The following is a 24,451-nucleotide window of genomic DNA, read 5'->3' as shown; positions in this document are numbered from 1 at the left end:
TCTTCCGGTACTTACAAGGAAGGTGTGGCATGACTTTACTAAAATTCGGCGTGTCGATCCTGATGGTCTGTTTGGCTGGCTGCGTCACCACCAGCAAATACGAACCGCCACCGGTGCCAGCATCGGCGGTTACGCTTGATGATGGGCAAATCACCAGCACGTTAGTGGGCAAGAAGTTCTATGGCACTACCAGAGAAGGCAGTCACCCGTACTCGATCAGTTTTTTACCCAATGGTATCGATGTGTTCGAGATGGCGCCCAACGCGCCGGAAAAAGAACGATGGACTCTGAAAGAAGGTGTTGTTTGCGTCATACCTAACGGGTACCCAACCGAGTGCAGTCAAGTGAAGGTCGCCAATAATGAGTACTGGTTAGTCGACCCAAAGAACGGGAGAGTCAACGCACATCTGAAGCTCAAACCTTGATGGGGTTGGTCGTCAAAAAATGGGGGCTCGCTGAGCACCCATTATTGATTCCCTACAGCTCCTAATTCCTCCCGCAAAAACTCCACCAACGCCCGTTGCAACCCGGTCAGCGCTCCCTCGCGGCTGATCAACGCCAACTCGGTCGGCGGCAATTCGGGCAGGTCGGTGCACACACTGTGTTCAGGCAATACCGCCGAAGCGGGTAGCACCGACACGCCCAGACCTGAAGCCACCGCTGCCTGAATGCCCGTCAGACTATGACTGCCAAACGCAACCCGCCAGGGGCGCTGAGCCACATCCAGCAGGCGGATGGCTCGTTGACGGTAGATGCAGCCCTGCGGGAACAGCGCCAGTGGCAATACCCCGTTGGCTGAATCCACGCCTGCACCTTTGACCCACACCAACACTTCCGGCCAGGCTGCCCAGCACGGCCCGCTGTCTGGTTCACGCTTGACCAGCGCAATGTCGAGGGCGCCCGCGCTCAGTTTTTGTTTGAGATCGGTGCTCATGCCGCTGACGGTTTCCAGGCGCGCTTCAGGTCTGGCCCGGTTGAAACCAGCGAGAATGACTGCCAGGCGCCGAGCGTCGAAATCCTCCGGTACACCGATGCGCAAAATCTCCAGATCGAGGTCGCTGGCCAACGCTTCAACCGCCTCGGAGGACAGCGCCAGCAAGCGCCGGGCATAGTGAATCAGCAGTTCGCCATGCTCGGTGACACTGACGTTCTGCCCGGTCCGATCACGCAGCAACAGTGAATGCCCGACCAGTTCTTCGAGTTTACGAACCTGTTGGCTCACCGTGGATTGGGTCCGATGCACACGTTCGGCGGCGCGGGTGAAGCTGCCTTCGTCGACTACGCAGACGAAGGTCTTGAGCAGTTCGAGGTCGAGCATGGCGGACTCCTTGATATTTGATTTATCACTGACGAGTCGATATTAATTTAATTTCACACTATCACCAATGGCTCGTAGTCTGAAGATCACCTTTCAGAGGACACGAACATGACACTCAAAAACACCCCGCGCCCCGAGTGGCTGACCTTCGATTGCTACGGCACGCTGATTCAGTGGGATGAAGGCCTGAAGGCCGTGGTCGCCGAGATTTTGCGCGACAAGGGCGACCACGCCGTTGATGTCGATCGCTTGATCGAGGTATACGACCGGCATGAGCACCGCCTGGAGCAGCTGCCGCCGCATCGCTCGTTTCGCCAGTTGAGCACGCAGGGGTTACACCTCGCGCTGGAGGAGTTGGGGCTGGCGAGCGCGCCCGAAGACAGTCAGCGGCTGGCCGGGGCGATCCCGCGGATGCCGCCGTTCCCCGAAGTGGTCGAGACACTCGCGCGGCTCAAGGCGATGGGGTTCAAGTTGTGCATCGTGTCCAACACCGATGACGACATCATCGCCGGCAATGTCGCGCAACTCGGTGGGCATATCGACCGGGTCATCACCGCCCAGCAGGCCGGTGCTTATAAGCCGAATCCGCGACTGTTTGACTACGCTCATGAACAGCTCGGCGTCAGTCGTGATCAGGTGGTGCACATCTGCGCCAGTCCGATGCTGGACCACACCGCCGCCCGCGACATGCACTTTCGCTGCGTCTGGATTGACCGCGGCACGGGGCGGCAGTTGCTGCCGGACTATCAACCCGATGCGATATTAAGCACGCTGGACCAGGTCGTGCCCTTGTTCACATCCCTTGGCTGGTAAACACGGAGTCGTCATGGCACACACCCTTGCAGGCAGTTCCCGTCCCTCGCGTTACGCCGATCTGAATCTCGATTCGCAGGCCGTCATCACCGCTCGCACGGAATTGGCGGCGTGCTTTCAACTGGCGGCGCTTTATGGATTGGAGGAGGGCATCTGTAACCACTTTTCCGCCATGGTGCCGGGCCGGGATGATCTGTTTTTCGTGAACCCCTATGGGTACGCGTTCGAAGAAGTCACCGCTGACAACCTGCTGGTCTGCGACTTTCACGGCAATGTCGTGGTGGGCGACGGGCTGCCGGAAGCGACCGCGTTCTATATCCATGCGCGACTGCACAAACAGCTGCCGAGGGTGAAAGTGGCGTTTCACACACATATGCCGCACGCCACGGCGTTGAGCCTGCTGCAAGGTCCGCCGCTGTTGTGGCTGGGGCAAACGGCCTTGAAATTCTACGGCCGTACCGCGGTGGACGAGGACTACAACGGTCTGGCGCTCGACGAGTCTGAAGGCGACCGGATTGCCAGCGTTATGGGCGATGCCGACATTCTGTTTTTGAAGAACCACGGGGTGATCGTCGCCGGGCCAACCATCGCCGAAGCCTGGGACGATCTGTATTACCTGGAACGTGCCGCCCAGGTCCAGTTGATCGCGATGGCGACCCAGCGCGAACTCAAGCCGGTGCCCCATGAGATTGCCCAGCGGGCGTATGAGCAAATGCGCCTGGGGGATGCAGAAAGTGCTCGGGCGCATTTGCACAGTGCGATGCGGCGGCTAGCCAAAGGACATTTGCCCCATAACCCACCGTAGACTAAGCTCACAAAAAATAAGGGTTTTGGGGTGTTACCCATGCCTTACCCTTACAGGACGAGCTTTTGCCTATCCCTCTTCACGATCCGCACAACGCCACCGGCGTCACGTTGAAACGGTTACCTCTGCGCAAAGCAGCGGTGCTGTTTATCGCGGTCGTGTGCCTGAGCCTGTGCGGTTTGCTGTACCTGCAACTGGAGCAGTCGCGCCGGCATGACCTGGCATTAGCGCAAGTGGCGTCTACAAACCTGACGCGGGCCATGGCGCAACAAGCCGAAGACACCTTCATGCAAGCCGATCTGGTGCTGACCAGTCTGGCCGACTGGATTCAGGCTGACGGTTTCGGCGCGCCCCAAAAGGCACGCTTGCAGAAAACGTTCGCCCGGCGGGTGCAGGCGCTGAATCAATTGCACGGGATATTTCTGTTCGACCAGAAGGGGCAGTGGATCGTCAGCTCCTTCGAAGACCTGCCACGCGGCCCGGGTGTGGTGGATCGCGAGTACTTCAAGTTTCATCAGCAGAACGTCTCCTCCCTGGCGCACATCGGGCCGGCGATTCGCAGTCGAAAAAATGGCGAGTGGGTCATTCCGATATCCAAGCGTGTGAACGACAAGAATGGCAATTTCCAGGGCGTCTTGTTGGCCGGTATCAAGATGGCGTACTTCGATCAGTTCTTCAAAAGCTTCAGCATTGATGACAACGGTTCGATGTTTTTGGGATTGACCGACGGAACGCTACTGGCGCGAAGGCCGTTTGTGGAGTCGCTGATTGGCACATCACTGGCCAAGAGCGAGATCTTCGAGAAATTGCTGCCCAACGCGCCTTCCGGTAACGCGATGTTCAGCTCGCTGGTCGATGGTGTTGTGCGGTTGTATGGCTACCGTCAGCTCGACACTTATCCGCTGGTCGTGTCTGCCGCCTCGTCCAGGGATTCGATACTCAAGGATTGGAACGACACAGCATTTCGCTCCACGGTCATCGTTGCCCTGGTGGTGTTGGGCGTGGGGCTGTTCGGCTGGATGTTCCTTTATCAGGTGCGTGTCGGTGAACAGGTCGAGGCGGATTTGCGCAAGGCAAAGGAAGCGCTGAAGCTGATCGCGACCCACGACAGCCTGACCGGCCTGGCCAATCGCCGGCTATTCGAGGGGGCGCTGGACATCGAGTTCGGCCGTGGCGCCCGGCAGTCGAGTTCGCTGAGCCTGATCATGCTCGATATCGATTACTTCAAACCCTACAACGACGCTTACGGCCACGTGGCGGGGGACCATTGCCTGGCTGAAGTGGCGCGGGCGGTGAAGGGCTGCTGCCATCGAAAGGCCGATTTGGCGGTGCGTTACGGCGGTGAGGAGTTTGCGGTTTTGCTGCCCGACACCGACATTCACGGCGCGATGGTGATGGCCGAGCAGATCCGCCGCAGCGTCATGGACAAGAACATCATCCACAGCGGTTCACCCTCGGGCTTCGTGACGGTCAGTCTGGGTTGTTATTCGTTTGTGCCGACGGGTCGAGACAGCATGGAAGTGTTCATCGAACGTGCGGATGCGGCGCTGTATCAAGCCAAGCATTCGGGGCGAAACCGCTCGGCGGTGCTGTCGATGGAAGGCGGTGTCGAGGCACTGCTGCGTTCGGATCGTTGAGGTGTCTCTCGATGTTGTTTCACCCGCGCAACACCCCGGCCAGCCGGCTGTCTGCCGGTCAGATCCTCTTCAATTGATCGTCTAGAGTTGCGGTAACGCTGCCGATCCTGGCAGGCCTCCCCACCGCACGGATGATCGTCAAAATGTTGATTACTCAAGCATTGACAGCCGTTGCTCTAACCGTTGCAGCCTGCGTCATCTTTCCGCTCGCGAGCCATGCTCAATCGAAAGTCACTGCCGAAGAAGCACACTCCATCGGCGTGGATGCCTACCTTCATTTGTATCCGCTGTTGACCATGGACATCACCCGCAAGCAATTCACCAACATCGAATCGGGTAAGGAATTCGGTAAAGGTCCGATGAATACCTTTGTCAGCGTGCCGCAGTATCCACCTGCAGATTTCAAAGGGGTGGTGCGCTCGAACGTCGACACCTTGTATTCCATTGCCTGGCTGGATTTGACCAAAGAACCGCTGGTGATCGCGGCGCCCGATACGGCCGGGCGTTTTTACTTGCTGCCGATGCTCGACATGTGGACCGATGTATTCGCCTCACCGGGCTGGCGCACCACGGGCACCCAAGCGGGGCAGTTTCTGGTGACACCGCCGGGCTGGACCGGGACGGTGCCTGCCGGACTGAACCATCTGCCGGCGCCTACGCCCTTTGTCTGGGTCATTGGCCGCACCAAGACCAACGGCGCTGCGGACTACGCGGCCGTGCACGAAATTCAGGCTGGCTACACCGTGACACCGTTGTCTCGGCTGGGTAAAAGCCCCGAGCCGGCCAGCGTGAACATTGACCCGGTCGTGGACATGAAGACCCCGCCAAAGATCCAGGTCGACTCAATGTCGGCGGCCGACTACTTCGCCTACGCCGCCGAATTGCTCAAAGTGCACCCTGCGCACATCAGTGATCAACCGATCCTGGCGCAGATGAAGCGTATCGGTATCGAGCCCGGAAAATCCTTCAACATGGATGCGCTGGACCCTGAAATCAAAGCAGCGCTGCAGACCGTGCCCGAGGACGCACAGGCGCTGAAGACGTGGAAGGTTCCAACGCTCACTCGTGTGGTCAACGGGCGAAGGGTAGGTTCAATCTGACCATGCGTTTGTATGGGCCCAAGCCCGAGGTGTTGAGCGGCAAGTGGAACCTGCCGGCGGTCACATGCCGGTGTGTAGCACCCAACTGACAGCAGCCGACGATCTGCAATCATCGGCTGTCTCTACGCGTCCAGCTGCCCGTTCCGCCGCCGGCACCGCCCGTTCCACCGCCCGCCGCGCCCGTGCCTCCTCCCGCGCCAGAGCCGCTGTTCCCGGCATTGCCACCATTTCCGCCACCCGACGAGCCCGATCCGCTATTGCCGCCGCTAGCGTTATGGTCGCTCGAGGGTTGGCCAAGGTTATTGTTGGGCGCCATTGTCGAGCGGCCGATTGAACCCGATGGGGTACCGGTCGCATCAGCGCCATCGCCTGAGGCTGCAAAAATGCCGACGGACATGGCGGACAGCACTCCAGCCAGTAACAGCGAAGTCATTTTGATGGTCATCATGGTGCGTCTCCAAGATGAGTCGTTACCTGATGTTGGTATGAAGGGCAGGGCGGTTGCCGATTGGTTGACGAGTGGTCGGCGTACGTTTCAGGCGAAAGCCTCGCGCAGGTGGCTGATCGCTGCTTCTACTGTCATTTCCGGTGCAGTCGGCGGATCAGGCCGTTCACAAAACTCACGCCATACAAACAGCGTCAGCTCGGCACCATCGGTGATGATTTCCGGGTGGGGGGATGAGAAGGTCTCGAGCACTCTGTAGCGTTCATCCTGCCAGAACAAATCCTCGACCCAGTCGTAGATCGGTATGACATGAAAGTGAATCGGATGGCCGGGCTCATGTCCATATCGACCAATGTACAGCCGTTTGGGTTTGAACAACGTTTCGACAATCCGTTGAGTTTTCGCCAGCAGCGGGCCGAACTCGGCGAGGGCGCTTTCGGGCAGTTCGTGGAGCGCGCTGACGTTCGCTCGGGCGCCGAGCATCACGTAACCAGGCAGTGCCGAGTTGAGACGGTGGTTGACGACCCAGTGTTCGGTTTCATGGAGGATGAAGTGCTGGGGGATGAGGGGCATGTCATGACTTCCTTTTCTTGCGCGATAACAAACGATAGCGACGCACCCAAGCAAGGTGTCAGCGAAGGTGTTATTCGGCCAGCTTCTGTTCGAGGTTCAGCCGCACCTGCGGCCATTCATCATCAATGATGCTGAACCGCACCGAGTTGCGCTTGCGTCCGTCCGGCATGATCCGTTCGTGGCGCACGATGCCTTCTTGCTGCGCGCCGAGCCTGAGGATCGCGTTACGTGACTTCTGGTTGTTTTCGTCGGTGGTGAATTGCACCCGCACGCAATCCAGCGTGTCGAACGCATGCCGCAGCATCAGGTATTTGGCTTCGGTGTTGACGAAGGTTTTCTGCCAGCGGGCGCAGATCCAGCTGCTGCCGATTTCGAGCTTGCGGTTGAGCCGGTCGATTTTCCAGAAGCGCGTCGAGCCGATGACCTCGCCGGTGTCCTTGAGCACGATGACGAAGGGCAGCACAGTGCCGGCATCCCGGCCGTCGAGGGCTTTCTTGAGGTAGCTGTCGACGGTGGTCGGCGACGGCACGACGGTGACGGTCAGGTTCCACAGTTCACCGTCCTGCGCGGCATTGACCAGCGCATCGGCATCACTCAATTGCAGGGGGCGCAGGCAGATTCGTTGACCTTCCAGTGTGTCCATCAGCAGGCATTCTCGGCATCAAAAGGTACGCGGGCGATGCGTACAATTACAGGGCAGCGGCCGTCGATTGGCAATGGTTGTGTTATCGGTTCTTCAATTGCGGCAATGCCTTGCGTTATCCAGGCGTCAGGGCCCAGCATGGCTGCTATGGTCAATGAACGTTCGGCGAGTGCCCTGTTAAAAAAAGCATTGCGAGCGTCGCATCCCGATCAGGCAATCGATTGACAGGATCAAGTGCATGGATATGACCGCCGTTACCACCGTCGCCGCTCCCCGTCATACGCCGATAACCCGTAACCTGGTGTTGGTCGTCGGCTTGCTGTTTGTTCTGGCTGTGCTGATTGCCCTGTTGGCCTTGTTCAACATTGCCGGGCGGCTGGACGCCCAGGACCTGGCCAAGACCACGTTCTATACCCAGCGTGCGCTGGAAAATCGCATCACCGCCTCGAAAAACTACGTCGCCAGCTATGCAAACTGGACGACCGCTTACGACCACTTGAACGGCAAGGTCGATGTGCAGTGGGCTTACGTCGAGCAGAACCTGGGCAAAACCTTGTTCAGCATCGATCACTACGATGGTGTCTTCGTGGTCGATCATCAGCAAACCAAATACGCCGTGGTGCGCGGGGTTCAGGTGCAAGAGGCGGCGACCACCTATCTTTCGGCATCGATGGCGACGCTGATACAGGCAGTCCAGAGTCAGGAAAGCCTCATTGATCCGATCAGCCAGTTCACGCTGTTCGAGGGCAAACCGGCATTGCTGACGGCTGCCGCGATCGTCCCCAATGACGAAAGGCCGGCGGTCGATCCTCAAAGCACCTCGGTGCTGGTGTTCGTCGACCAATTAAGCCCTGACAAGCTCATCGCCCTGAGCGCCGATTACGGCTTGCATGATTTAAACCTGGCGCCTAATAACGCCATCTCGCCCGACAGGCCAGCCGTGGCACTGGCGGGCACCGGTTACAGCCTGGTTTCCCGACTTGAGCAACCGGGTCACCAGTTACTCTGGTCGCTGCTGCCGCCATTGGGCGGCGCGCTTTTGGTCTTGGCGTTGTTGACCGCTTATTTTTTCCGCTATGTCTTGCGCACGTCCGGGCATGTGGATGCCAGCTACACCAGCCTCGATTTATCGAACCAGGCGCTGGAGGCCAGTGAAGAGCGTTTTCGTGCCGTGGCTGAGGCCGCTTCCGACTGGATCTGGGAAATCGACGACAAGCATTGCATCTCTTATCTGTCAGGACGTTTCGCCACCGTCACCGGTTTTTCCGATCAGCAATGGATAGGGCAGGACATCGGGCAACTGCTCAATTGCGATACGCTGCCCTTGTCCCAGTGGCTGCATAAGCTCAATGAAGAACAGCCCGTCAGCCATTTGCGCTGCTCCTATCGCGATCAGTCGGGCCAACAGCGTATTTGCCGGGTTTCGGCACGACCGATCCATCGCAAGGGCGCGGTGCTGGGCTATCGCGGAACGGCCAGCGACATCACCGATGAAGTCGCCGCCCATGCCCAGATCCAGCATCTGTCGTTGCACGATGCCCTGACGGGGCTGCCGAATCGAAACAAACTGGCGCGTTTCCTTGATGAGGCCCTGGCGCAGAAAGGGCATTCGGCAGCGCTGGCGCTGTTGATGATCGATCTGGATAACTTCAAGCCGATCAACGATTCCCTTGGTCACCCGGCTGGCGACGCCGTGCTGCTGGAAGTGGCCACCCGATTGCGCGAGTGCACGCGGGACATCGATCTGGTCGCCCGGCTCGGTGGTGATGAGTTTGTGCTGGTGCTCAACGGCATGGACAGCCACGCCGAAATCGACCGGTTCTGCGAACGTTTGCTCGAGAGCCTGCAGCAGCCGATTCGTTACGAGCATCACACGCTGCACATCGGGGCGAGCATCGGTGTCGCCTTGAGTCGGCGTCAGGGTCACATTCCCAATGAGCTGATCCGGTGTGCCGACATTGCGCTGTACCAGGCTAAATCCAACGGCAAGAAGACCTGGTGCTACTTTGCGCCGCACATGAACGATCAGATCCAGCACCGTCGGCAACTGGAAAACGACTTGCGCCGGGCGATCAAGAACAACGAGTTCGTGATGCATTACCAGCCGCGCTACAACATGGGCGGCAAGCAGGTGGTTTCGGTGGAAGCGTTGCTGCGCTGGCAGCATCCGGAACAGGGGCTGCTGAGCCCCGACGAGTTTATCCCTTTGGCCGAGCAGACTGACCTGATCGTGCCTTTGGGGCGCTGGGTGTTGCGCGAAGCCTGTGAAACGGCCCTGACCTGGCCCGGTGCGTTGATGGTGTCGGTCAATTTGTCGCCTGTTCAATTTGCCCGCAGCGATGTGGTGGAGGACGTCAGGGAGGCATTGATCCAGACCCGTTTGCCGGCCAGTCGTCTGGAACTGGAAATCACCGAAAACGTGATGCTCATCGATGTGGAGGGCGCGTTGGCGACCATGAATGCGCTCAAGGAACTGGGCGTGCGGTTGAACATGGACGACTTCGGTACCGGCTATTCGTCCCTGGGTTACTTGCGCACGTACCCGTTCGACGGGATCAAGATCGACAAGCGCTTCATCTCGTCCATGAGCGGCGGCGGCAATGACCGCGCCGTGGTGCAGGCGATCATCAACCTGGGCAAAGCCATGGGCCTGACCGTGACGGCAGAGGGCGTCGAGACTCTGGAGCAACTGGACTTCCTGGTCTCGGACCAGTGCAATGAAGTGCAGGGTTTCTACTTGAGTCGGCCTATGGAAAAGCAGGCGTTGCTGCCATTGCTCAAGGCGTCGCATGACGAGTTTCCAGTGTAGGGGCGTGCCTTTAGTCGCCTGACTCGCTCGTAGAGGCAACTGCCGGGACGCACCCCCGGTCACAACTGGATATCGACCCTGCGTTGCGAGCGTTGGCCCATGAAGAACCTGAAAATCGCGACATTCAACGTCAACGGCATGCGCGCCCGACTGCCGAACTTGCTGGCCTGGCTTGAGCGAGAGCAACCGGACATCGCTTGTTTGCAGGAACTCAAGTCGGTCGACAGTGCTTTCCCCGCCGCCGAGCTTGAGGCCGCTGGCTACGGCGCGATCTGGCAAGGTCAGTCTTCGTGGAACGGGGTGGCGATTCTGGCGCGGGATGCTCAGCCGCTGGAGAGTCGTCGAGGCCTGCCGGGTGATGACAGCGACACCCATAGCCGGTATCTGGAGGCCGCCGTGCACGGGATTCTGGTGGGCTGCCTGTACCTGCCCAACGGCAACCCGCAGCCGGGGCCGAAGTTCGATTACAAGCTGGCGTGGTTCGAACGGCTGATCCACTACGCGCAGACGCTTCAGGCCAGTGAGCATCCCGTGGTCCTGGCCGGTGACTACAACGTGGTGCCCACCGACCTGGACATCTACAACCCGCGATCCTGGCTGAAGGATGCGTTGCTGCAACCTGAAAGCCGCGAGTGTTATCAGCGCCTGCTGAACCAGGGCTGGACCGACTCCTTGCGCCATCTTTATCCAGAGGATCGGCTCTATACCTTCTGGGATTATTTTCGCCAGCACTGGCAAAAGAACTCAGGGCTGCGCATCGATCATCTGTTGCTTAACCCGGCGCTGAGCCCTTATCTGCAGGAGGCCGGAGTCGATGCCTGGGTTCGCAACGAGCCCCACGCAAGTGATCATGCGCCGACGTGGATTCGCTTGAGTTCGCGCAAGCTGCGTTGATCTTTAGGTGTGCGGCGATTGGCTAAATCAATTGTCAGTCGAGCTGCTTTATCCCTTATACATGGCGCCCATCAGCGGAGAAATCCGGCCCCATGCATAAGGACTGAGCAATGAGCGAGCCACACCTGAGCAATCTTGCGTTGTACCTGCAACGCCTGGGCTTCGACGCGCCTCCGGCGCCGACCCTGGACACCCTGCGCCAACTTCAACTGCGCCACACCGGCGCCTTTCCGTTCGAAAACCTCAGCACGTTGTCGGGCCAACCAGTGCTCATCGACCTGCCGTCCATCGAGCAAAAGGTCCTGCACGATGGCCGCGGTGGTTACTGCTACGAACTCAATAACCTGTTCCTGGCGCTGCTCCAGACGCTGGGCTTCGACGCTCGCGGCCTCTCCGGCCGAGTGGTCATGGGCCAACCCGAAGGCGCATGGACCGCCCGTACGCACCGCTTGAGCCTCGTAACCCTGGGCGGCGTGCGCTACATCACCGACGTCGGCTTCGGCGGCATGGTGCCCACCGCACCGCTGCTGCTCGATACCCCGGCTGAACAGTTCACACCTCACGAACCCTATCGCATCGAGCAGCACGAGGATGGCTACACCCTGCGCGCTAACGTCGGCGGCGAATGGCGGGCGATGTACATTTTCGATTTGCAGCGCCAGGAAGACATCGATTACGCCGTCGGCAACTGGTACGTCTCGACCCATCCCGAATCGTCGTTCGCCAGGCAGCTGATGGTGGCGCGCACCGGCGAAGGGTGGCGCCGCACGCTGAACAACGGCAGTTTTGCGATTCATCGGATCGGCAGTGAAACTGAACGGCGGCAGGTGACGGATGTGGGTGAATTGCTGGGGTTGTTGCACAGCGAATTCGACATTCGGGTGCCGCGGGAGGCGGCGTTGCGCCGGGTTATTGAAGGGCTGATTCAACAGCCCTGAACCTCACAGCTGCAGCCCCTCCTGCACCACCGAAAGCAGATTGTCTTCGGTCATGGCAATCGCATCCGGCTGTTGCCCGGATTGATCGATCGCCTGCAGCCACCACTGTGTCTCGCCGTGTTCGCTCACGGTTCGCAGCATCGAGAGTGCTTTCCCTTGGGTGCGGATCTCGACCCGCCCGGCACCGTCCTCAGTGAAACGAGCGACGGGGTCGAAGGTGATGCTGTGGTGGTTGCCTTCAATCACTAACTGGTCGATGGCGTAGTCGTAGGTCGCTCCATCGGGATGACTCTCGAAGACGTGCGTCGGCACTCGCCGAATGTTCAGCCCGGCTTCGCTGAGCGGCGCCAGCCAGGTTTCGATGAGGTGGTACAGCTCGTAAACCTGCGCAGGCCAGCTGTCTATCTGGTGATCTGCACGAAGTGTCTCGTCGGCGCTGGAGTGCTGGGTTTGCTTCAGTTTTGCGGCGAGTTGGTCAGCCTTGCTCATGTCGATGTCCTATCGTGGTCTCAGTGAGAGCGTACCTCTATCAAGGTAGTGCACGTCTTGCCTTGCGTCATGTTGCCGGGAGGTTTTGGCTTCGCCGACTATGAGTCTCGCTGGCTCGCGTTTTAACGAATATCCCGCCGCCACGTTCCACTCTTGGGATGAAAGCGCCTGCACGCCACGCCCAGTCGCGGGTAAATCCAGGGGATGCCGAACCGGCGAATCGTGAAGTAAAACCGATAATCGGCCAGGCCCGCAAAGGTCGCGAAAAAGTGCGCCTCATCCAGCCATACCAGCTCATCCAGATAGTACGAGCTGTACATGCATCCGACGACGTGTTCGCCCAATACGTTTTGAAGGTCTTTACTGATCAACGAAAAGCACACGGCTTCTTCAAAGGGGCAGTCGAAGTCGGTCACCAACAGATAGCCGGACGCGGTTTCGTATTGGCGCAGCAGCGTGCGACCAGAAATGGCCAGCGCTGAGCGGTGGCCGTCGATGATCAACGTTGATGCTTCGGGGTTCGGGTCGTCGGGGGCTTCAGGCTGCCAAAGGGCGAATCGCTCAAGGGTGTTCATGGTCGTGAGAGGGCCCGGGATGTTGCGTCATGTTGGATTTTCTGGACTCGGCGCCACGCCCAGTGGGTGATCAGCCCGACTGCCGCGCCATCGATCAGCCAGAACGACCACAGCAACCGCAATTTAGGGTGAAGACAGACCAGCCCGGCGATCGCCACTCCAGCCAACACGCCAGTCACCCAGTTGGCGTAACCCTTGGCGCTGAGCCAGGCGTACAGCGGCGTGAAGCCCGCGAGCAGCGGCACCATGCCGAAGACCACGCCTCCGACCAAAAAGGGCACAAAGACGCCGACACCAACCCAGAGGCCAACCTCCAGGTCGGCGGAATCCATGGCATAGGGTAGGGCAATGGCCAGGGCTTGCACGGCGACCACGGTGCAAAACGCGCCAAAGGTCAGGGGCAGGATCCGGGCAAGGTGTTCGAGTGCTGAGCGGTTATTCAAGGTGGCGGCTTCCATGTCCGTAATTGTCCGCCAGAGTGCGGAGCGGCAGAGTTTATCAGGGAAGGTGCGGCGCAAGGCTCAGGTGTGAAATGGCCATGTGTCCATCATCTGACTGATTAGTTGTATACAACTCTATAGACATTTGTCCTGAGTCTTGCATACAGTGTGCGCACAACAAAAACCAGGGAACCCCCCAAACCATGAAAACGCCCCATGTTTCACACCAACGGCCTGAGGATGAAAATCTCGGGGTCGGCGCGAATATGGCTTACGGCCTGCAACACGTTCTGACCATGTACGGCGGCATCGTTGCGGTGCCTTTGATCATCGGCCAGGCGGCCGGGCTCTCGCCGGCGGACATCGGTTTGTTGATTGCTGCTTCATTGTTTGCAGGGGGGCTGGCGACATTGCTGCAAACCCTGGGTTTACCGTTTTTCGGCTGCCAATTGCCGCTGGTACAGGGCGTGTCGTTTTCTGGTGTCGCGACGATGGTGGCGATTGTCAGCAGTGGCGGGGAGGGCGGGTTTCAATCGATTCTCGGGGCGGTGATTGCCGCGTCGTTGATCGGCCTGCTGATCACGCCGGTGTTCTCGCGAATCACCAAGTTTTTCCCGCCGCTGGTCACGGGCATTGTGATCACCACCATCGGCCTGACGCTGATGCCAGTCGCTGCACGCTGGGCCATGGGCGGTAACAGCCATGCCCCGGACTTCGGCAGCATGGCGAACATCGGTTTGGCGGCGGTGACGCTGGTGCTGGTTCTGCTGTTGAGCAAGGTCGGCAGCGCGACCATCTCTCGTTTGTCGATCCTGCTGGCGATGGTTATCGGCACGGTGATCGCAGTGTTCCTTGGCATGGCGGACTTCTCGTCTGTCACTCAAGGCCCGATGTTCGGCTTCCCGACGCCGTTCCATTTCGGCATGCCGACCTTCCATTTCGCTGCGATCCTGTCGATGTGCATCGTCGTCATGGTGACCCTGGTGGAAACCTCGGCTGACATCCTGGCGGTGGGTGAAATCATCGGCACCAAGGTCGATTCCAAACGCCTGGGCAACGGCCTGCGCGCCGACATGCTGTCGAGCATGATCGCGCCGATCTTCGGCTCCTTCACCCAAAGCGCGTTCGCCCAGAACGTCGGGCTGGTGGCGGTGACCGGCATCAAGAGCCGCTTCGTGGTGGCTACCGGCGGTTTGTTTCTGGTGATCCTCGGTTTGCTGCCGTTTATGGGGCGCGTCATCGCCGCTGTACCGACTTCGGTCCTCGGCGGCGCCGGTATCGTGCTGTTCGGCACCGTAGCGGCCAGCGGTATTCGTACGCTGTCCAAGGTCGACTACCGCAACAACGTCAACCTGATCATCGTCGCCACGTCCATCGGCTTCGGCATGATCCCCATCGCTGCACCGAACTTCTACGACCACTTCCCAAGCTGGTTCGCCACGATCTTCCACTCGGGTATCAGCTCGTCGGCGATCATGGCGATCGTGCTGAACCTGACCTTCAACCACCTCACTGCCGGTAACTCGGATCAGCAGTCAGTGTTTGCGGCCGGTACTGAGCGCGTCCTGCGTTATCAGGATCTGGCAGCGTTGCGCGAAGGGGATTATTTCAGCGAAGGCAAACTGCGTGACTGCGACGGGAATGAGATTCCGGTGGTGGAGGCGGTTCATGCATCGGACGAGCACCACCCCAGCCATGCGAAAAGCAGTGAGCATGTCTGACGGCTTATAGCCGCAGGATCAAATGATCGCAGCCTGCGGCAGCTCCTACAGAGTTTGTGTTCGCCCGATGAATCACGGGTGTACGCGATTCCCCTGTAGGAGCTGCCGCAGGCTGCGATCTTTTGACTTTCTTACCGGCCACAAAAAAGCCCCTGAACCTTTCGATTCAGGGGCTTTTCGATATTGCTGTCTGGCTCCACGACCTGGACTCGAACCAGGGACCCAGTGATTAACAGTCACTTGCTCTACCAACTGAGCTATCGCGGAATGGCGTGTATGTTACTGATTCAAAAAGAGAAGTCAAGCACCTGTTAGCGGATTGATGGATTCATGGGGACGGACGGTGGTTTATCGACCGTGGGCGGTTACCAGAATCGCCTCAGAGGACTACCATGGCCGCCCGGAAGTGGTTACACGCGCTGCCGGCCATTCGCCGAAAAGGTACGCGCCATGAATCACCCAACCACCACACCTCGTCACAACGGGGTGTTCGCATGAGCATCGCTCAGATCAGCCTGCCCAAAGGCGTCGGCCCTCACGCCGAAAAACTGTTCGACGCAATTACTCAGGCCAGCACCGCTGACGAATTGAACCGTGCCGGTGGCAAGGCCGAAGGTTTTGTATTGGGCCTGGAAAGCGCCAAGGCCATCAAAAGCCAGGTCGCCGAATCGCTCTACGTCGCCTATGACGACGCTGCCAGCCAGCGCGCAACCGAACTGGCCTAACCGCCGAAGGTGACAGTGGCGAGCATCAGCTTGGCGTACAGCATCGTTGCGGCCAGTTGCACCAGCCACAAGGCCAGGCCGCCGAGAAACACGCCGGCAGCGACTTGCATCACCAGGTTGTTACTGCGTTTGGCCGGGGTGCGAGGCACGAAGTGGTCCAGCTCATCGCGGTCGGCGCGTAGGTCATCGTTTTTCATGTTGGCTCTCGTAAGAATTCTCGGGTGTACATAAAACCTGTGGGAGCGAGCTTGCTCGCGATGAGGCCATCACATTCAACATTGATGTTGGCTGGCCGGCCGCTATCGCAGGCAAGCCAGCTCCCACATTTAATATGTGTGCAGTCTAGAGCGGTCGTTTGCTGTGCTGGGATTTATCTGAGACAAATAAAAAACGGGAAGCCATTTGGCTTCCCGTTTTTCGTATCACCGCACGACTCAGATCACCGCAACGATGGCCTTGGTCACAACGTCGATGTTGCTCTGGTTCAACGCGGCGACGCAGATGCGGCCGGTGTCCAGGGCGTAGATACCGAACTCGCTGCGCAGGCGGGTCACTTGCTCAACCGTCAGGCCGGAGTAGGAGAACATGCCGCGCTGACGACCGACGAAACTGAAATCACGCTGTGGAGCTTGTTTTGCCAACTGCTCAACCATCTGGATGCGCATGCCGCGAATCCGCAGGCGCATTTCAGCCAGTTCTTCTTCCCACTGAGCACGCAGTTCCGGGCTGTTCAGTACAGCGGCGACGATGCTTGCACCGTGGGTCGGCGGGTTGGAGTAGTTGGTGCGGATCACGCGTTTGACCTGCGACAGCACGCGCGCGCTTTCTTCTTTCGATTCGCTGACGATCGACAGGGCGCCAACGCGCTCGCCGTACAACGAGAAGGATTTGGAGAACGAGCTGGAGACAAAGAAGGTCAGGCCCGATTCAGCGAACAGACGCACGGCAGCGGCGTCTTCGTCGATACCATCGCCAAAGCCCTGGTAGGCCATGTCGAGGAACGGTACGTGACCTTTGGCTTTCACCACTTCCAGAACGTTTTTCCAGTCCGCTGGGCTCAGGTCCACGCCGGTCGGGTTATGGCAGCAAGCGTGCAGGACAACGATGGAGCCGGACGGCAGGGCGTTCAAGTCTTCCAGCAAGCCAGCGCGGTTCACGTCGTGGGTCGCGGCGTCGTAGTAGCGATAGTTCTGCACCGGGAAACCGGCCGTTTCGAACAACGCGCGGTGGTTTTCCCAGCTCGGGTCGCTGATCGCCACGACAGCGTTTGGCAGCAGTTGCTTGAGAAAGTCGGCACCGATTTTCAGCGCGCCAGTACCGCCAACGGCTTGGGTGGTGATGACGCGGCCAGCGGCGATCAGTGGCGAGTCATTGCCAAACAGCAGTTTCTGTACGGCCTGGTCGTAGGCGGCAATACCGTCGATTGGCAAGTAGCCACGGGAAGCGTGTTGAGCGACGCGAATCGTCTCGGCTTCGACAACGGCGCGCAGGAGTGGAATTCGCCCCTCCTCGTTGCAGTAAACACCGACCCCCAGGTTGACCTTGTTGGTACGGGTATCGGCGTTGAATGCTTCGTTGAGGCCCAGGATTGGATCACGAGGTGCCATTTCGACAGCGGAGAACAGGCTCATTTTGCGGCGGCTCTGAATGGAAAGTGGAGGGACGTGTCGCGCTCCAGCCGAATGCACTAGAGCGGTGCACAAACGGGGAGCTAGTATAGAGGCCATCTGCGATTGATGGCGACAGACGATTCGGCTTTTACGGTAAGTTTTTCCGATTATTTCTCGACCGTTAGTCGATTGGCATCGTCAAAGGTTTTACCCGATGTAGGACGTTTGCCTTGAAAGCGAGGGCAATCGGCTCCACATTGAGCACAATCCAGTTTTTTCCTCGGGCGACATCGGTCGTTTGCGGTCTTTCCCGTTGCTGCCCGGTTCGCCCGGACAGGCGCGAACCCAGAGGTTTTTCATGTCTGAATTCCAGCTAGTCACCCGCTTCGAGCCCGCCGGCGATCAGCCGGAAGCCATCCGCCTGATGGTCGAGGGCATCGAAGCCGGGCTGGCGCACCAGACGTTGCTCGGTGTGACCGGCTCGGGCAAGACCTTCAGCATCGCCAATGTGATCGCCCAGATTCAGCGTCCGACCCTGGTGCTGGCGCCGAACAAGACCCTGGCCGCGCAGTTGTACGGTGAGTTCAAGGCGTTCTTCCCGAACAACGCGGTCGAATACTTCGTTTCCTACTACGACTACTACCAGCCCGAAGCGTATGTGCCGTCGTCGGACACCTTCATCGAGAAAGACGCCTCGATCAACGATCACATCGAGCAGATGCGATTGTCGGCGACCAAGGCACTGCTGGAGCGCAAGGACGCGATCATCGTCACCACCGTGTCGTGCATCTATGGTCTGGGCAGTCCGGAAACCTATTTGAAAATGGTGCTGCACGTGGATCGCGGCGACAAACTCGATCAGCGTGCGTTGCTGCGTCGCCTGGCGGATCTGCAATACACCCGCAACGACATGGAGTTCGCCCGTGCGACCTTCCGGGTCCGCGGCGATGTGATCGATATCCACCCGGCGGAATCCGATTTCGAAGCGATCCGCATCGAGCTGTTCGATGACGAAGTCGAGAGCCTGTCCGCCTTCGATCCGCTCACCGGCGAAGTGATTCGCAAGCTGCCGCGTTTCACGTTCTATCCGAAAAGCCACTACGTGACCCCACGGGAAACCCTGCTGGGTGCCGTCGAAGGGATCAAAGTCGAGTTGCAGGAGCGTCTGGACTACCTGCGCTCCAACAACAAACTCGTTGAGGCCCAGCGCCTGGAGCAGCGCACCCGTTTCGACCTGGAGATGATCCTCGAACTGGGTTACTGCAACGGCATCGAAAACTACTCGCGCTACCTGTCGGGCCGTGAATCCGGCCAGGCGCCACCGACTTTGTTTGACTACCTGCCGGCTGACGCCTTGCTGGTGATCGACGAATCCCACGTCAGCGTGCCGCAGGTCGGCGCCATGTATAAGGGCGACCGTTCGCGTAAAGAGACGCTGGTGGAATACGGTTTCCGTCTGCCGTCCGCGCTGGATAACCGGCCGATGCGTTTCGACGAGTTCGAAAACATCAGCCCGCAGACAATCTTTGTCTCGGCCACACCGGGCAATTACGAGGCAGAACACGCCGGTCGCGTGGTCGAGCAACTGGTCCGCCCGACTGGCCTTGTAGACCCGCAAATCGAAATCCGCCCGGCGCTGACTCAGGTCGACGATCTGCTCTCGGAAATCGGCAAGCGCGTGGCGCTGGAGGAGCGGGTGCTGGTCACCACACTGACCAAGCGCATGTCCGAAGACTTGACCGATTACCTGGCCGACCACGGCGTGCGGGTGCGTTATCTGCACTCGGACATCGACACGGTGGAGCGGGTCGAAATCATCCGCGATCTGCGTTTGGGTACCTTCGATGTGCTGGTGGGGATCAACCTGCTGCGTGAAGGCCTGGACATGCCGGAAGTCTCGCTGGTGGCGATCCTCGATGCGGACAAGGAAGGGTTCCTGCGTTCCGAACGCTCGCTGATCCAGACCATCGGCCGGGCGGCGCGTAACCTCAATGGTCGGGCGATTCTCTACGCGGATCGCATCACCGGTTCCATGGAACGGGCAATCGGCGAAACCGAGCGTCGCCGCGACAAGCAGATCGCCTTTAACCTGGCCAATGGCATCACGCCCAAAGGCGTGTTCAAGGACGTTGCCGACATCATGGAAGGCGCCACCGTGCCGGGTTCGCGCAGCAAGAAGCGCAAAGGCATGGCCAAGGCCGCCGAGGAAAACGCCAAGTACGAAGCGGAATTGCGCTCGCCGGGCGAGATCGCCAAGCGTATCAAGGCGCTGGAAGAGAAAATGTACCAACTCGCCCGCGACCTGGAGTTCGAAGCAGCGGCGCAGATGCGCGACGAGATTGGCAAGTTGCGTGAGCGGTTGATTACCGTCTGAGATTTGCGGTGCCTGATAGGCCGCCATCGCGAGCAAGCTCGGCTCCTACAGGTGATCACCTATCCTGTAGGAGCCGAGCTTGCTCGCGATGGCGGCGCCTCGGTCTTAATGCGCTTCCCCAGCCTTCAATCCCGCCGGCAACGCCTTGGTCAACAACACCGCCAGCATGCTGATCCCCAGCGCAATCCCGACAAAGTGAAACGCATCGTTGTAAGCCATGATCGACGCCTGCTGATGCGCGATTTCACTGAGCTTGCCCAGCGCTGCCGTCTCACTGCCAAACCGATCCGTCAGCGACGCCATGCGCTCGGCCACCTGCGGGTTGGTCGGCACAATCGTTTCACGTAAATAATCGAAGTAAGTCTTGGTTCGCGCATCCAGCAACGTGGCGAGGAGGGCGATGCCAATCGCGCCGCCGAGGTTGCGCAGGATGTTGAACAGACTCGACGCCGAACCTGCGTCCTGCGGCAGGATGTAGGCAGTGGCGATCAACGAGATGGTCACCATGATCAGCGGCTGGCCCAGCGCGCGGATGATCTGGATTTGATTGAACTGCGGCCCGGCGAAGTCCGGGTTCAACACCCCCGATGAAAAACTCGCCAATCCAAATAGCCCGAAACCCAGCGTGCACAGCCATTTCGGCGAGACGTACTTCATCAGCTTCGGCACCAGCGGAATCAGAAACAGCTGTGGCACACCCATCCACATGATCACTTCGCCGATTTGCAGGGCGTTGTAGTTCTGGATCTGCGCCAGGTACAGCGGCAACAGGTAGATCGAGCCGTACAATCCGACACCCATCCCGACACTGGAAATACTCGATAAACCAAAGTTTCGATTGCGCAGGATGCCGAGGTTGATCAGCGGATTGGGCTTGGACGTCTGCACGATCACAAAGGTGATCAGGCTGACTAGCGCAATGCTGCCCAGGGTCACGATCAGGCTCGATTCCAGCCAGTCCTTGCGATGGCCTTCCTCCAAAAACACCTGCAAACAACCGAGGCCGACGCCCAGCGTGAGAATGCCCATGTAGTCGGTGCTTTTCAGCAGTTCCCAGTGGGCTTCTTTCTTCTCCAGGCCGTACATCAGACCGGCGATCATGATCAGCCCTGGAGGAATATTGATGTAGAAGATGTATTCCCAGCCCCAATTCTCGGTCAGCCAGCCGCCGAGTGTTGGGCCGATGGAGGGCGCGAAGGTTGCGGTCATGGCGAACATGGCCATGCCTTTGGCGCGGTGGTGTTCGGGGAGTTTGATCAGCGTGAGGGTGAACGCCAGCGGGATCAGCGCGCCGCCGGTGAAGCCCTGCAAGGCTCGGAAGACGATCATGCTTTCCAGGCTCCACGCCATGGAGCAGAGCAGGGAAGCAGCGAGAAATCCGAGGGACACCCACACCGCCAGCCGCCGCGCCGAGAGCAGCTGCACCAGCCACGCCGTCAGCGGAATCATGATGATTTCCGCCACCAGGTAGGAGGTGGAAATCCACGAGCCTTCTTCCAGGGTCGCCGACAGCGCGCCCTGAATATCCTTGAGCGACGAGTTGGTGATCTGGATGTCGAGCACCGCCATAAAGGCGCCGAGCATCACGCTCATGACCGCGATCCAGTCCCGCCGGGTCGGTTCGCCGACCGGGCGGATCAGTTGATCACCGGCCATCGTCAGGGGCGTCTTTGATGTTCACTTTGGCGGTGACTGACATGCCCGGACGAATCTTGCCTTGCAGCGGATTGTTCGCGGCGAAGGTCAGTTTTACCGGAATCCGTTGTACGACTTTGGTGAAGTTGCCGGTGGCATTGTCCGGCGGCAACAGGCTGAACTGCGCGCCCGAGGCGGCGAACAGGCTGTCGACTCGCGCATCGATTGGCATGTCGCTGTAGGCGTCAAAGATCAGTTCGGCTTTTTGGCCGGGCTGCATGTGACCAATCTGGGTTTCCTTGAAGTTGGCCTGAATCCAGATGTCCTGATCCGGAACGATCGACATCAGGTAAGCACCTGCCTGCACGTACTGGCCTTCGCGGGCAGCGCGCTGGCCGACCAGGCCGCTGATCGGTGCGTGGATTTCGCTGCGGGTCAGGTTCAGTTCGGCCTGGGCCAGATCGGTTTTAGCGTTGGCGATCATGGCGTCGAGGCGTTTGATCTCGGCGGCAAGCGAGTTGATTTGTTGGCGCTGACTTTGTGCATCCGCCTGGGCCTTGGTCACTTGCGAGCGGGCGATGTGGTTGTCGGCGGAGAGGGTGGTCACCCGTTCTTCCGAGACATAGCCGGGTTTGCGCAGGGTTTGCGCGCGAGACAAATCGATCTGCGAACGACCGAGGCTGGCTTGGCTGGAGGCGACTTGCGCCTCGCTGGCGGCGATCAGACTGGCTTGCTGAGTCAGTTTGCTTCGGGCTTGCAGGCGTTCGGCTTCACGGGTGGCGAGGGCGGCATTGGCGCGGTCGACGGCGAGGTGGAAGTCATCGCCTTCGAGCTTGATCAGCAGCTGGCCTTTCTCGACGTGCTGGTTGTCCTGCACCAGCACCTGTTCGATGCGCGCGCCCAATTGGCTCGACACGCGGGTGATCTCGCCCTGGACATAAGCGTTGTCGGTGCTTTCATAGAATCGCCCCTTGAAGAACCACTGGGCGAAAAAGCCCCCGGCAATCAGCAGGACGAGCAGCAGGAAAATAGACAGGCGACGCTTGAGTTGGGCAGGCATGGGCAGACTGTAGTCGAGAAATTGTAAGGAAAGTTATCAGCGGTCAAATCTGGCATACAGCGAATGATGGGTAAATGCCATCGGCTGATAATCGGCCATTCACCAAGGCTAGAGCCCGTTGTAGACGCAACCTTGGCTTAAATGCCCTGCTCACTGGAGCCGGGCGGGCAACGCCTGTTACCATTCGCCCTTTGTTTTATCTTCATTTCGAGACTTGCCATGACCACCGTCCGCACTCGCATCGCGCCATCGCCTACCGGGGATCCCCACGTAGGTACCGCTTACATCGCTTTGTTCAACTACTGCTTTGCCAAGCAGCACGGCGGTGAGTTCATCCTGCGGATCGAAGACACTGACCAATTGCGTTCGACCCGCGAGTCCGAACAACAGATTTTCGACGCCCTGCGCTGGTTGGGTATCGACTGGAGCGAAGGCCCGGATGTTGGCGGCCCGCACGGTCCTTACCGTCAGAGCGAGCGTGGCGACATCTATCAGAAGTACTGCCAGCAGCTGGTCGAGATGGGCCACGCTTTCCCGTGCTTCTGCACCGCCGAAGAGCTGGACCAGATGCGAGCCGAGCAAATGGCCCGCGGCGAAACCCCGCGTTACGACGGCCGTGCGCTGTTGCTGCCCAAAGAAGAAGTTGCACGCCGCCTCGCTGCCGGCGAGCCGCACGTAATCCGCATGAAAGTGCCGAGCGAAGGCGTTTGCGTGGTGCCGGACATGCTGCGTGGCGACGTCGAGATCCCGTGGGATCGCATGGACATGCAAGTACTGATGAAGACCGACGGCCTGCCGACGTACTTCCTGGCCAACGTCGTCGATGACCACCTGATGGGCATCACCCACGTTCTGCGCGGCGAAGAGTGGCTGCCATCGGCACCGAAACTGATCCTGCTGTACGAATACTTCGGCTGGGAACAACCGGAGCTGTGCTACATGCCGCTGCTGCGTAACCCGGACAAGAGCAAGCTGTCCAAGCGCAAGAACCCGACCTCGGTGACGTTCTACGAGCGTATGGGCTTCATGCCGGAAGCGATGCTCAACTACCTCGGTCGCATGGGCTGGTCGATGCCGGACGAGCGCGAGAAGTTCTCGCTGCAGGAAATGGTCGACAACTTCGACCTGAGCCGCGTCTCCCTCGGCGGGCCGATTTTTGACATCGAGAAGCTGTCGTGGCTCAACGGCCAATGGCTGCGTGACTTGCCGGTGGAAGAGTTCGCTTCGCGCCTGCAAACATGGGCGCTGAACCCGGAATACATGATGAAGATCGCGCCGCACGTGCAGGGTCGGGTTGAAACCTTCAGCCAGGTCGCACCGCTGGCCGGTTTCTTCTTCGCCGGTGGCGTGAACCCGGACGCCAAGCTGTTTGAATCCAAGAAGCTGTCGGGCGATCAGGTCCGTCAGTTGATGCAGTTGATCCTGTGGAAGCTGGAAAGCCTGCGTCAGTGGGAGAAGGACAGCATCACCGCAACGATCCAAGCGGTGGTCGAATCCCTGGAGCTGAAGCTGCGTGACGCCATGCCGCTGATGTTTGCCGCGATCACTGGCCAGGCCAGCTCGGTGTCGGTGCTCGATGCGATGGAAATCCTTGGCCCGGACCTGACCCGTTTCCGTCTGCGCCAGGCGATCGACTTGCTGGGCGGCGTGTCGAAGAAGGAAAACAAGGAGTGGGAAAAACTCTTGGGCAACATCGCCTAAGGTTGTTTGATCCTGCGTAGGAGCTGCCGAAGGCTGCGATCTTTTGATCCTGCTCTTCGGCGCCACCCCGGTTTTTCAGGGGGAGGGCGGTAAGTGATTGTTATGTCGGCAAAAAACTTTGAAATATTTTAAAAATAAGTTTGACA

The 24,451-nt window shown here is 59.3% G+C and carries 22 protein-coding genes, 1 tRNA gene and 1 pseudogene; 12 read left to right on the top strand and 12 right to left on the bottom strand.

The features are described from left to right. Positions 1–29: 29 nt before the first annotated feature. Positions 30–425 (top strand): hypothetical protein, encoded by a 396-nt coding sequence (locus tag ACA079_RS22020; RefSeq protein ID WP_497700936.1) that lies wholly within the window; start codon positions 30–32, stop codon positions 423–425. 41 nt (positions 426–466) lie between these two features. Here the strand turns inward: ACA079_RS22020 and ACA079_RS22015 are convergent, their stop codons facing one another. Next, positions 467–1,318: a LysR substrate-binding domain-containing protein gene (locus ACA079_RS22015; RefSeq protein WP_497700935.1), complete on the bottom strand. Its 852-nt coding sequence runs from the start codon at positions 1,316–1,318 to the stop codon at positions 467–469. A 108-nt stretch (positions 1,319–1,426) separates the two neighbouring features. Between ACA079_RS22015 and ACA079_RS22010 the strand changes: the two genes are divergently transcribed. From ACA079_RS22010 to ACA079_RS21995, 4 genes and pseudogenes are all read left to right on the top strand, one after another. Further along, positions 1,427–2,131 carry a haloacid dehalogenase type II gene (locus ACA079_RS22010; protein WP_497700934.1) on the top strand — a complete coding sequence of 235 codons (705 nt, stop codon included), beginning with the start codon at positions 1,427–1,429 and terminating at the stop codon, positions 2,129–2,131. Positions 2,132–2,144: 13 nt separating this feature from the next. After that, a complete protein-coding gene (locus tag ACA079_RS22005; protein ID WP_497700933.1) occupies positions 2,145–2,936 on the top strand; it encodes an aldolase in 792 nt (263 codons plus the stop codon). A 65-nt stretch (positions 2,937–3,001) separates the two neighbouring features. After that, positions 3,002–4,573 (top strand): sensor domain-containing diguanylate cyclase, encoded by a 1,572-nt coding sequence (locus tag ACA079_RS22000; RefSeq protein WP_497700932.1) that lies wholly within the window; start codon positions 3,002–3,004, stop codon positions 4,571–4,573. A 143-nt stretch (positions 4,574–4,716) separates the two neighbouring features. Then, positions 4,717–5,652, top strand: a pseudogene (locus tag ACA079_RS21995) (DUF1254 domain-containing protein); the annotation flags it as partial. A 130-nt stretch (positions 5,653–5,782) separates the two neighbouring features. Here ACA079_RS21995 and ACA079_RS21990 read toward each other — a convergent pair. The 3 genes from ACA079_RS21990 to ACA079_RS21980 form a co-directional block, all read right to left on the bottom strand. Next, complete coding sequence (locus ACA079_RS21990; RefSeq protein ID WP_497700931.1) at positions 5,783–6,121, bottom strand: hypothetical protein; 339 nt, start codon at positions 6,119–6,121, stop codon at positions 5,783–5,785. A gap of 87 nt (positions 6,122–6,208) precedes the next feature. Then, positions 6,209–6,691: an HIT family protein gene (locus ACA079_RS21985; RefSeq protein WP_497700930.1), complete on the bottom strand. Its 483-nt coding sequence runs from the start codon at positions 6,689–6,691 to the stop codon at positions 6,209–6,211. A 70-nt stretch (positions 6,692–6,761) separates the two neighbouring features. Beyond that, positions 6,762–7,334, bottom strand: a complete 573-nt coding sequence (locus ACA079_RS21980) for a GNAT family N-acetyltransferase (protein WP_497700929.1) — start codon at positions 7,332–7,334, stop codon at positions 6,762–6,764. Between the two features lie 238 nt (positions 7,335–7,572). Between ACA079_RS21980 and ACA079_RS21975 the strand changes: the two genes are divergently transcribed. From ACA079_RS21975 to ACA079_RS21965, 3 genes are all read left to right on the top strand, one after another. Continuing rightward, the gene (locus ACA079_RS21975; RefSeq protein WP_497700928.1) at positions 7,573–10,143 is read left to right on the top strand and encodes a bifunctional diguanylate cyclase/phosphodiesterase; all 2,571 of its coding nucleotides are present in this window, start codon (positions 7,573–7,575) and stop codon (positions 10,141–10,143) included. A gap of 99 nt (positions 10,144–10,242) precedes the next feature. After that, positions 10,243–11,037 (top strand): exodeoxyribonuclease III, encoded by a 795-nt coding sequence (locus tag ACA079_RS21970; RefSeq protein ID WP_497700927.1) that lies wholly within the window; start codon positions 10,243–10,245, stop codon positions 11,035–11,037. Between the two features lie 110 nt (positions 11,038–11,147). Next, entirely contained in the window at positions 11,148–11,975 is an 828-nt protein-coding gene (locus ACA079_RS21965; RefSeq protein ID WP_497700926.1) for an arylamine N-acetyltransferase family protein, read from the top strand. A 3-nt stretch (positions 11,976–11,978) separates the two neighbouring features. On the opposite strand, the gene ACA079_RS21960 is transcribed toward ACA079_RS21965, so the two are convergent. From ACA079_RS21960 to ACA079_RS21950, 3 genes are all read right to left on the bottom strand, one after another. Continuing rightward, on the bottom strand, positions 11,979–12,464 hold the full coding sequence (locus ACA079_RS21960; RefSeq protein WP_497700925.1) for a hypothetical protein: 486 nt from the start codon (positions 12,462–12,464) through the stop codon (positions 11,979–11,981). A gap of 122 nt (positions 12,465–12,586) precedes the next feature. Then, positions 12,587–13,039 (bottom strand): hypothetical protein, encoded by a 453-nt coding sequence (locus ACA079_RS21955; protein ID WP_497700924.1) that lies wholly within the window; start codon positions 13,037–13,039, stop codon positions 12,587–12,589. Beyond that, positions 13,036–13,482, bottom strand: coding sequence for a hypothetical protein (locus ACA079_RS21950; protein WP_497700923.1), 447 nt, complete (start codon positions 13,480–13,482; stop codon positions 13,036–13,038). Before ACA079_RS21950 ends, ACA079_RS21955 begins: the two co-directional genes overlap by 4 nt. 200 nt (positions 13,483–13,682) lie before the next feature. Here ACA079_RS21950 and ACA079_RS21945 point away from each other — a divergent pair, with 200 nt between their 5' ends. Next, positions 13,683–15,200: a nucleobase:cation symporter-2 family protein gene (locus ACA079_RS21945; protein WP_497700922.1), complete on the top strand. Its 1,518-nt coding sequence runs from the start codon at positions 13,683–13,685 to the stop codon at positions 15,198–15,200. A 191-nt stretch (positions 15,201–15,391) separates the two neighbouring features. On the opposite strand, the gene ACA079_RS21940 is transcribed toward ACA079_RS21945, so the two are convergent. Further along, positions 15,392–15,467 (bottom strand) — tRNA-Asn (locus ACA079_RS21940). Between the two features lie 227 nt (positions 15,468–15,694). Between ACA079_RS21940 and ACA079_RS21935 the strand changes: the two genes are divergently transcribed. Next, on the top strand, positions 15,695–15,925 hold the full coding sequence (locus tag ACA079_RS21935; protein WP_033061947.1) for a hypothetical protein: 231 nt from the start codon (positions 15,695–15,697) through the stop codon (positions 15,923–15,925). Here ACA079_RS21935 and ACA079_RS21930 read toward each other — a convergent pair. Next, complete coding sequence (locus ACA079_RS21930) at positions 15,922–16,122, bottom strand: hypothetical protein (RefSeq protein WP_095128607.1); 201 nt, start codon at positions 16,120–16,122, stop codon at positions 15,922–15,924. The two genes, ACA079_RS21935 and ACA079_RS21930, sit on opposite strands and share 4 nt — an antisense overlap. Positions 16,123–16,359: 237 nt before the next feature. Continuing rightward, the gene (locus tag ACA079_RS21925) at positions 16,360–17,556 is read right to left on the bottom strand and encodes an amino acid aminotransferase (RefSeq protein ID WP_497700921.1); all 1,197 of its coding nucleotides are present in this window, start codon (positions 17,554–17,556) and stop codon (positions 16,360–16,362) included. Positions 17,557–17,893: 337 nt separating this feature from the next. Here ACA079_RS21925 and uvrB point away from each other — a divergent pair, with 337 nt between their 5' ends. Further along, positions 17,894–19,909 carry an excinuclease ABC subunit UvrB gene (gene uvrB, locus ACA079_RS21920; protein WP_149631826.1) on the top strand — a complete coding sequence of 672 codons (2,016 nt, stop codon included), beginning with the start codon at positions 17,894–17,896 and terminating at the stop codon, positions 19,907–19,909. Positions 19,910–20,014: 105 nt separating this feature from the next. Here uvrB and ACA079_RS21915 read toward each other — a convergent pair whose 3' ends face one another. Next, positions 20,015–21,565 carry an MDR family MFS transporter gene (locus ACA079_RS21915; protein ID WP_497700920.1) on the bottom strand — a complete coding sequence of 517 codons (1,551 nt, stop codon included), beginning with the start codon at positions 21,563–21,565 and terminating at the stop codon, positions 20,015–20,017. Beyond that, a complete protein-coding gene (locus ACA079_RS21910) occupies positions 21,555–22,604 on the bottom strand; it encodes an HlyD family secretion protein (RefSeq protein WP_497700919.1) in 1,050 nt (349 codons plus the stop codon). The genes ACA079_RS21915 and ACA079_RS21910 overlap by 11 nt, the downstream gene beginning before the upstream one ends. A gap of 219 nt (positions 22,605–22,823) precedes the next feature. Here ACA079_RS21910 and gltX point away from each other — a divergent pair, with 219 nt between their 5' ends. Then, positions 22,824–24,305: a glutamate--tRNA ligase gene (gene gltX / locus ACA079_RS21905; protein ID WP_497700918.1), complete on the top strand. Its 1,482-nt coding sequence runs from the start codon at positions 22,824–22,826 to the stop codon at positions 24,303–24,305. Positions 24,306–24,451: the final 146 nt, after the last annotated feature.

It is taken from the genome of Pseudomonas sp. LBUM1645, from assembly GCF_059716185.1.
Note: the sequence above shows the minus strand (reverse complement) of the source record. Positions and strands in the feature narration are given on the sequence as shown.

Bases quoted from the DNA above. Each gene is read 5' to 3' on its own strand.
- ACA079_RS22020 (WP_497700936.1), top strand. From the start codon at position 30: ATGACTTTACTAAAATTCGGCGTGTCGATCCTGATGGTCTGTTTGGCT.
- ACA079_RS22015 (WP_497700935.1), bottom strand. From the start codon at position 1,318: ATGCTCGACCTCGAACTGCTCAAGACCTTCGTCTGCGTAGTCGACGAA.
- ACA079_RS22010 (WP_497700934.1), top strand. From the start codon at position 1,427: ATGACACTCAAAAACACCCCGCGCCCCGAGTGGCTGACCTTCGATTGC.
- ACA079_RS22005 (WP_497700933.1), top strand. From the start codon at position 2,145: ATGGCACACACCCTTGCAGGCAGTTCCCGTCCCTCGCGTTACGCCGAT.
- ACA079_RS21990 (WP_497700931.1), bottom strand. From the start codon at position 6,121: ATGATGACCATCAAAATGACTTCGCTGTTACTGGCTGGAGTGCTGTCC.
- ACA079_RS21985 (WP_497700930.1), bottom strand. From the start codon at position 6,691: ATGCCCCTCATCCCCCAGCACTTCATCCTCCATGAAACCGAACACTGG.
- ACA079_RS21980 (WP_497700929.1), bottom strand. From the start codon at position 7,334: ATGGACACACTGGAAGGTCAACGAATCTGCCTGCGCCCCCTGCAATTG.
- ACA079_RS21975 (WP_497700928.1), top strand. From the start codon at position 7,573: ATGGATATGACCGCCGTTACCACCGTCGCCGCTCCCCGTCATACGCCG.
- ACA079_RS21970 (WP_497700927.1), top strand. From the start codon at position 10,243: ATGAAGAACCTGAAAATCGCGACATTCAACGTCAACGGCATGCGCGCC.
- ACA079_RS21965 (WP_497700926.1), top strand. From the start codon at position 11,148: ATGAGCGAGCCACACCTGAGCAATCTTGCGTTGTACCTGCAACGCCTG.
- ACA079_RS21960 (WP_497700925.1), bottom strand. From the start codon at position 12,464: ATGAGCAAGGCTGACCAACTCGCCGCAAAACTGAAGCAAACCCAGCAC.
- ACA079_RS21955 (WP_497700924.1), bottom strand. From the start codon at position 13,039: ATGAACACCCTTGAGCGATTCGCCCTTTGGCAGCCTGAAGCCCCCGAC.
- ACA079_RS21945 (WP_497700922.1), top strand. From the start codon at position 13,683: ATGAAAACGCCCCATGTTTCACACCAACGGCCTGAGGATGAAAATCTC.
- ACA079_RS21935 (WP_033061947.1), top strand. From the start codon at position 15,695: ATGAGCATCGCTCAGATCAGCCTGCCCAAAGGCGTCGGCCCTCACGCC.
- ACA079_RS21930 (WP_095128607.1), bottom strand. From the start codon at position 16,122: ATGAAAAACGATGACCTACGCGCCGACCGCGATGAGCTGGACCACTTC.
- ACA079_RS21925 (WP_497700921.1), bottom strand. From the start codon at position 17,556: ATGAGCCTGTTCTCCGCTGTCGAAATGGCACCTCGTGATCCAATCCTG.
- uvrB (WP_149631826.1), top strand. From the start codon at position 17,894: ATGTCTGAATTCCAGCTAGTCACCCGCTTCGAGCCCGCCGGCGATCAG.
- ACA079_RS21915 (WP_497700920.1), bottom strand. From the start codon at position 21,565: ATGGCCGGTGATCAACTGATCCGCCCGGTCGGCGAACCGACCCGGCGG.
- ACA079_RS21910 (WP_497700919.1), bottom strand. From the start codon at position 22,604: ATGCCTGCCCAACTCAAGCGTCGCCTGTCTATTTTCCTGCTGCTCGTC.
- gltX (WP_497700918.1), top strand. From the start codon at position 22,824: ATGACCACCGTCCGCACTCGCATCGCGCCATCGCCTACCGGGGATCCC.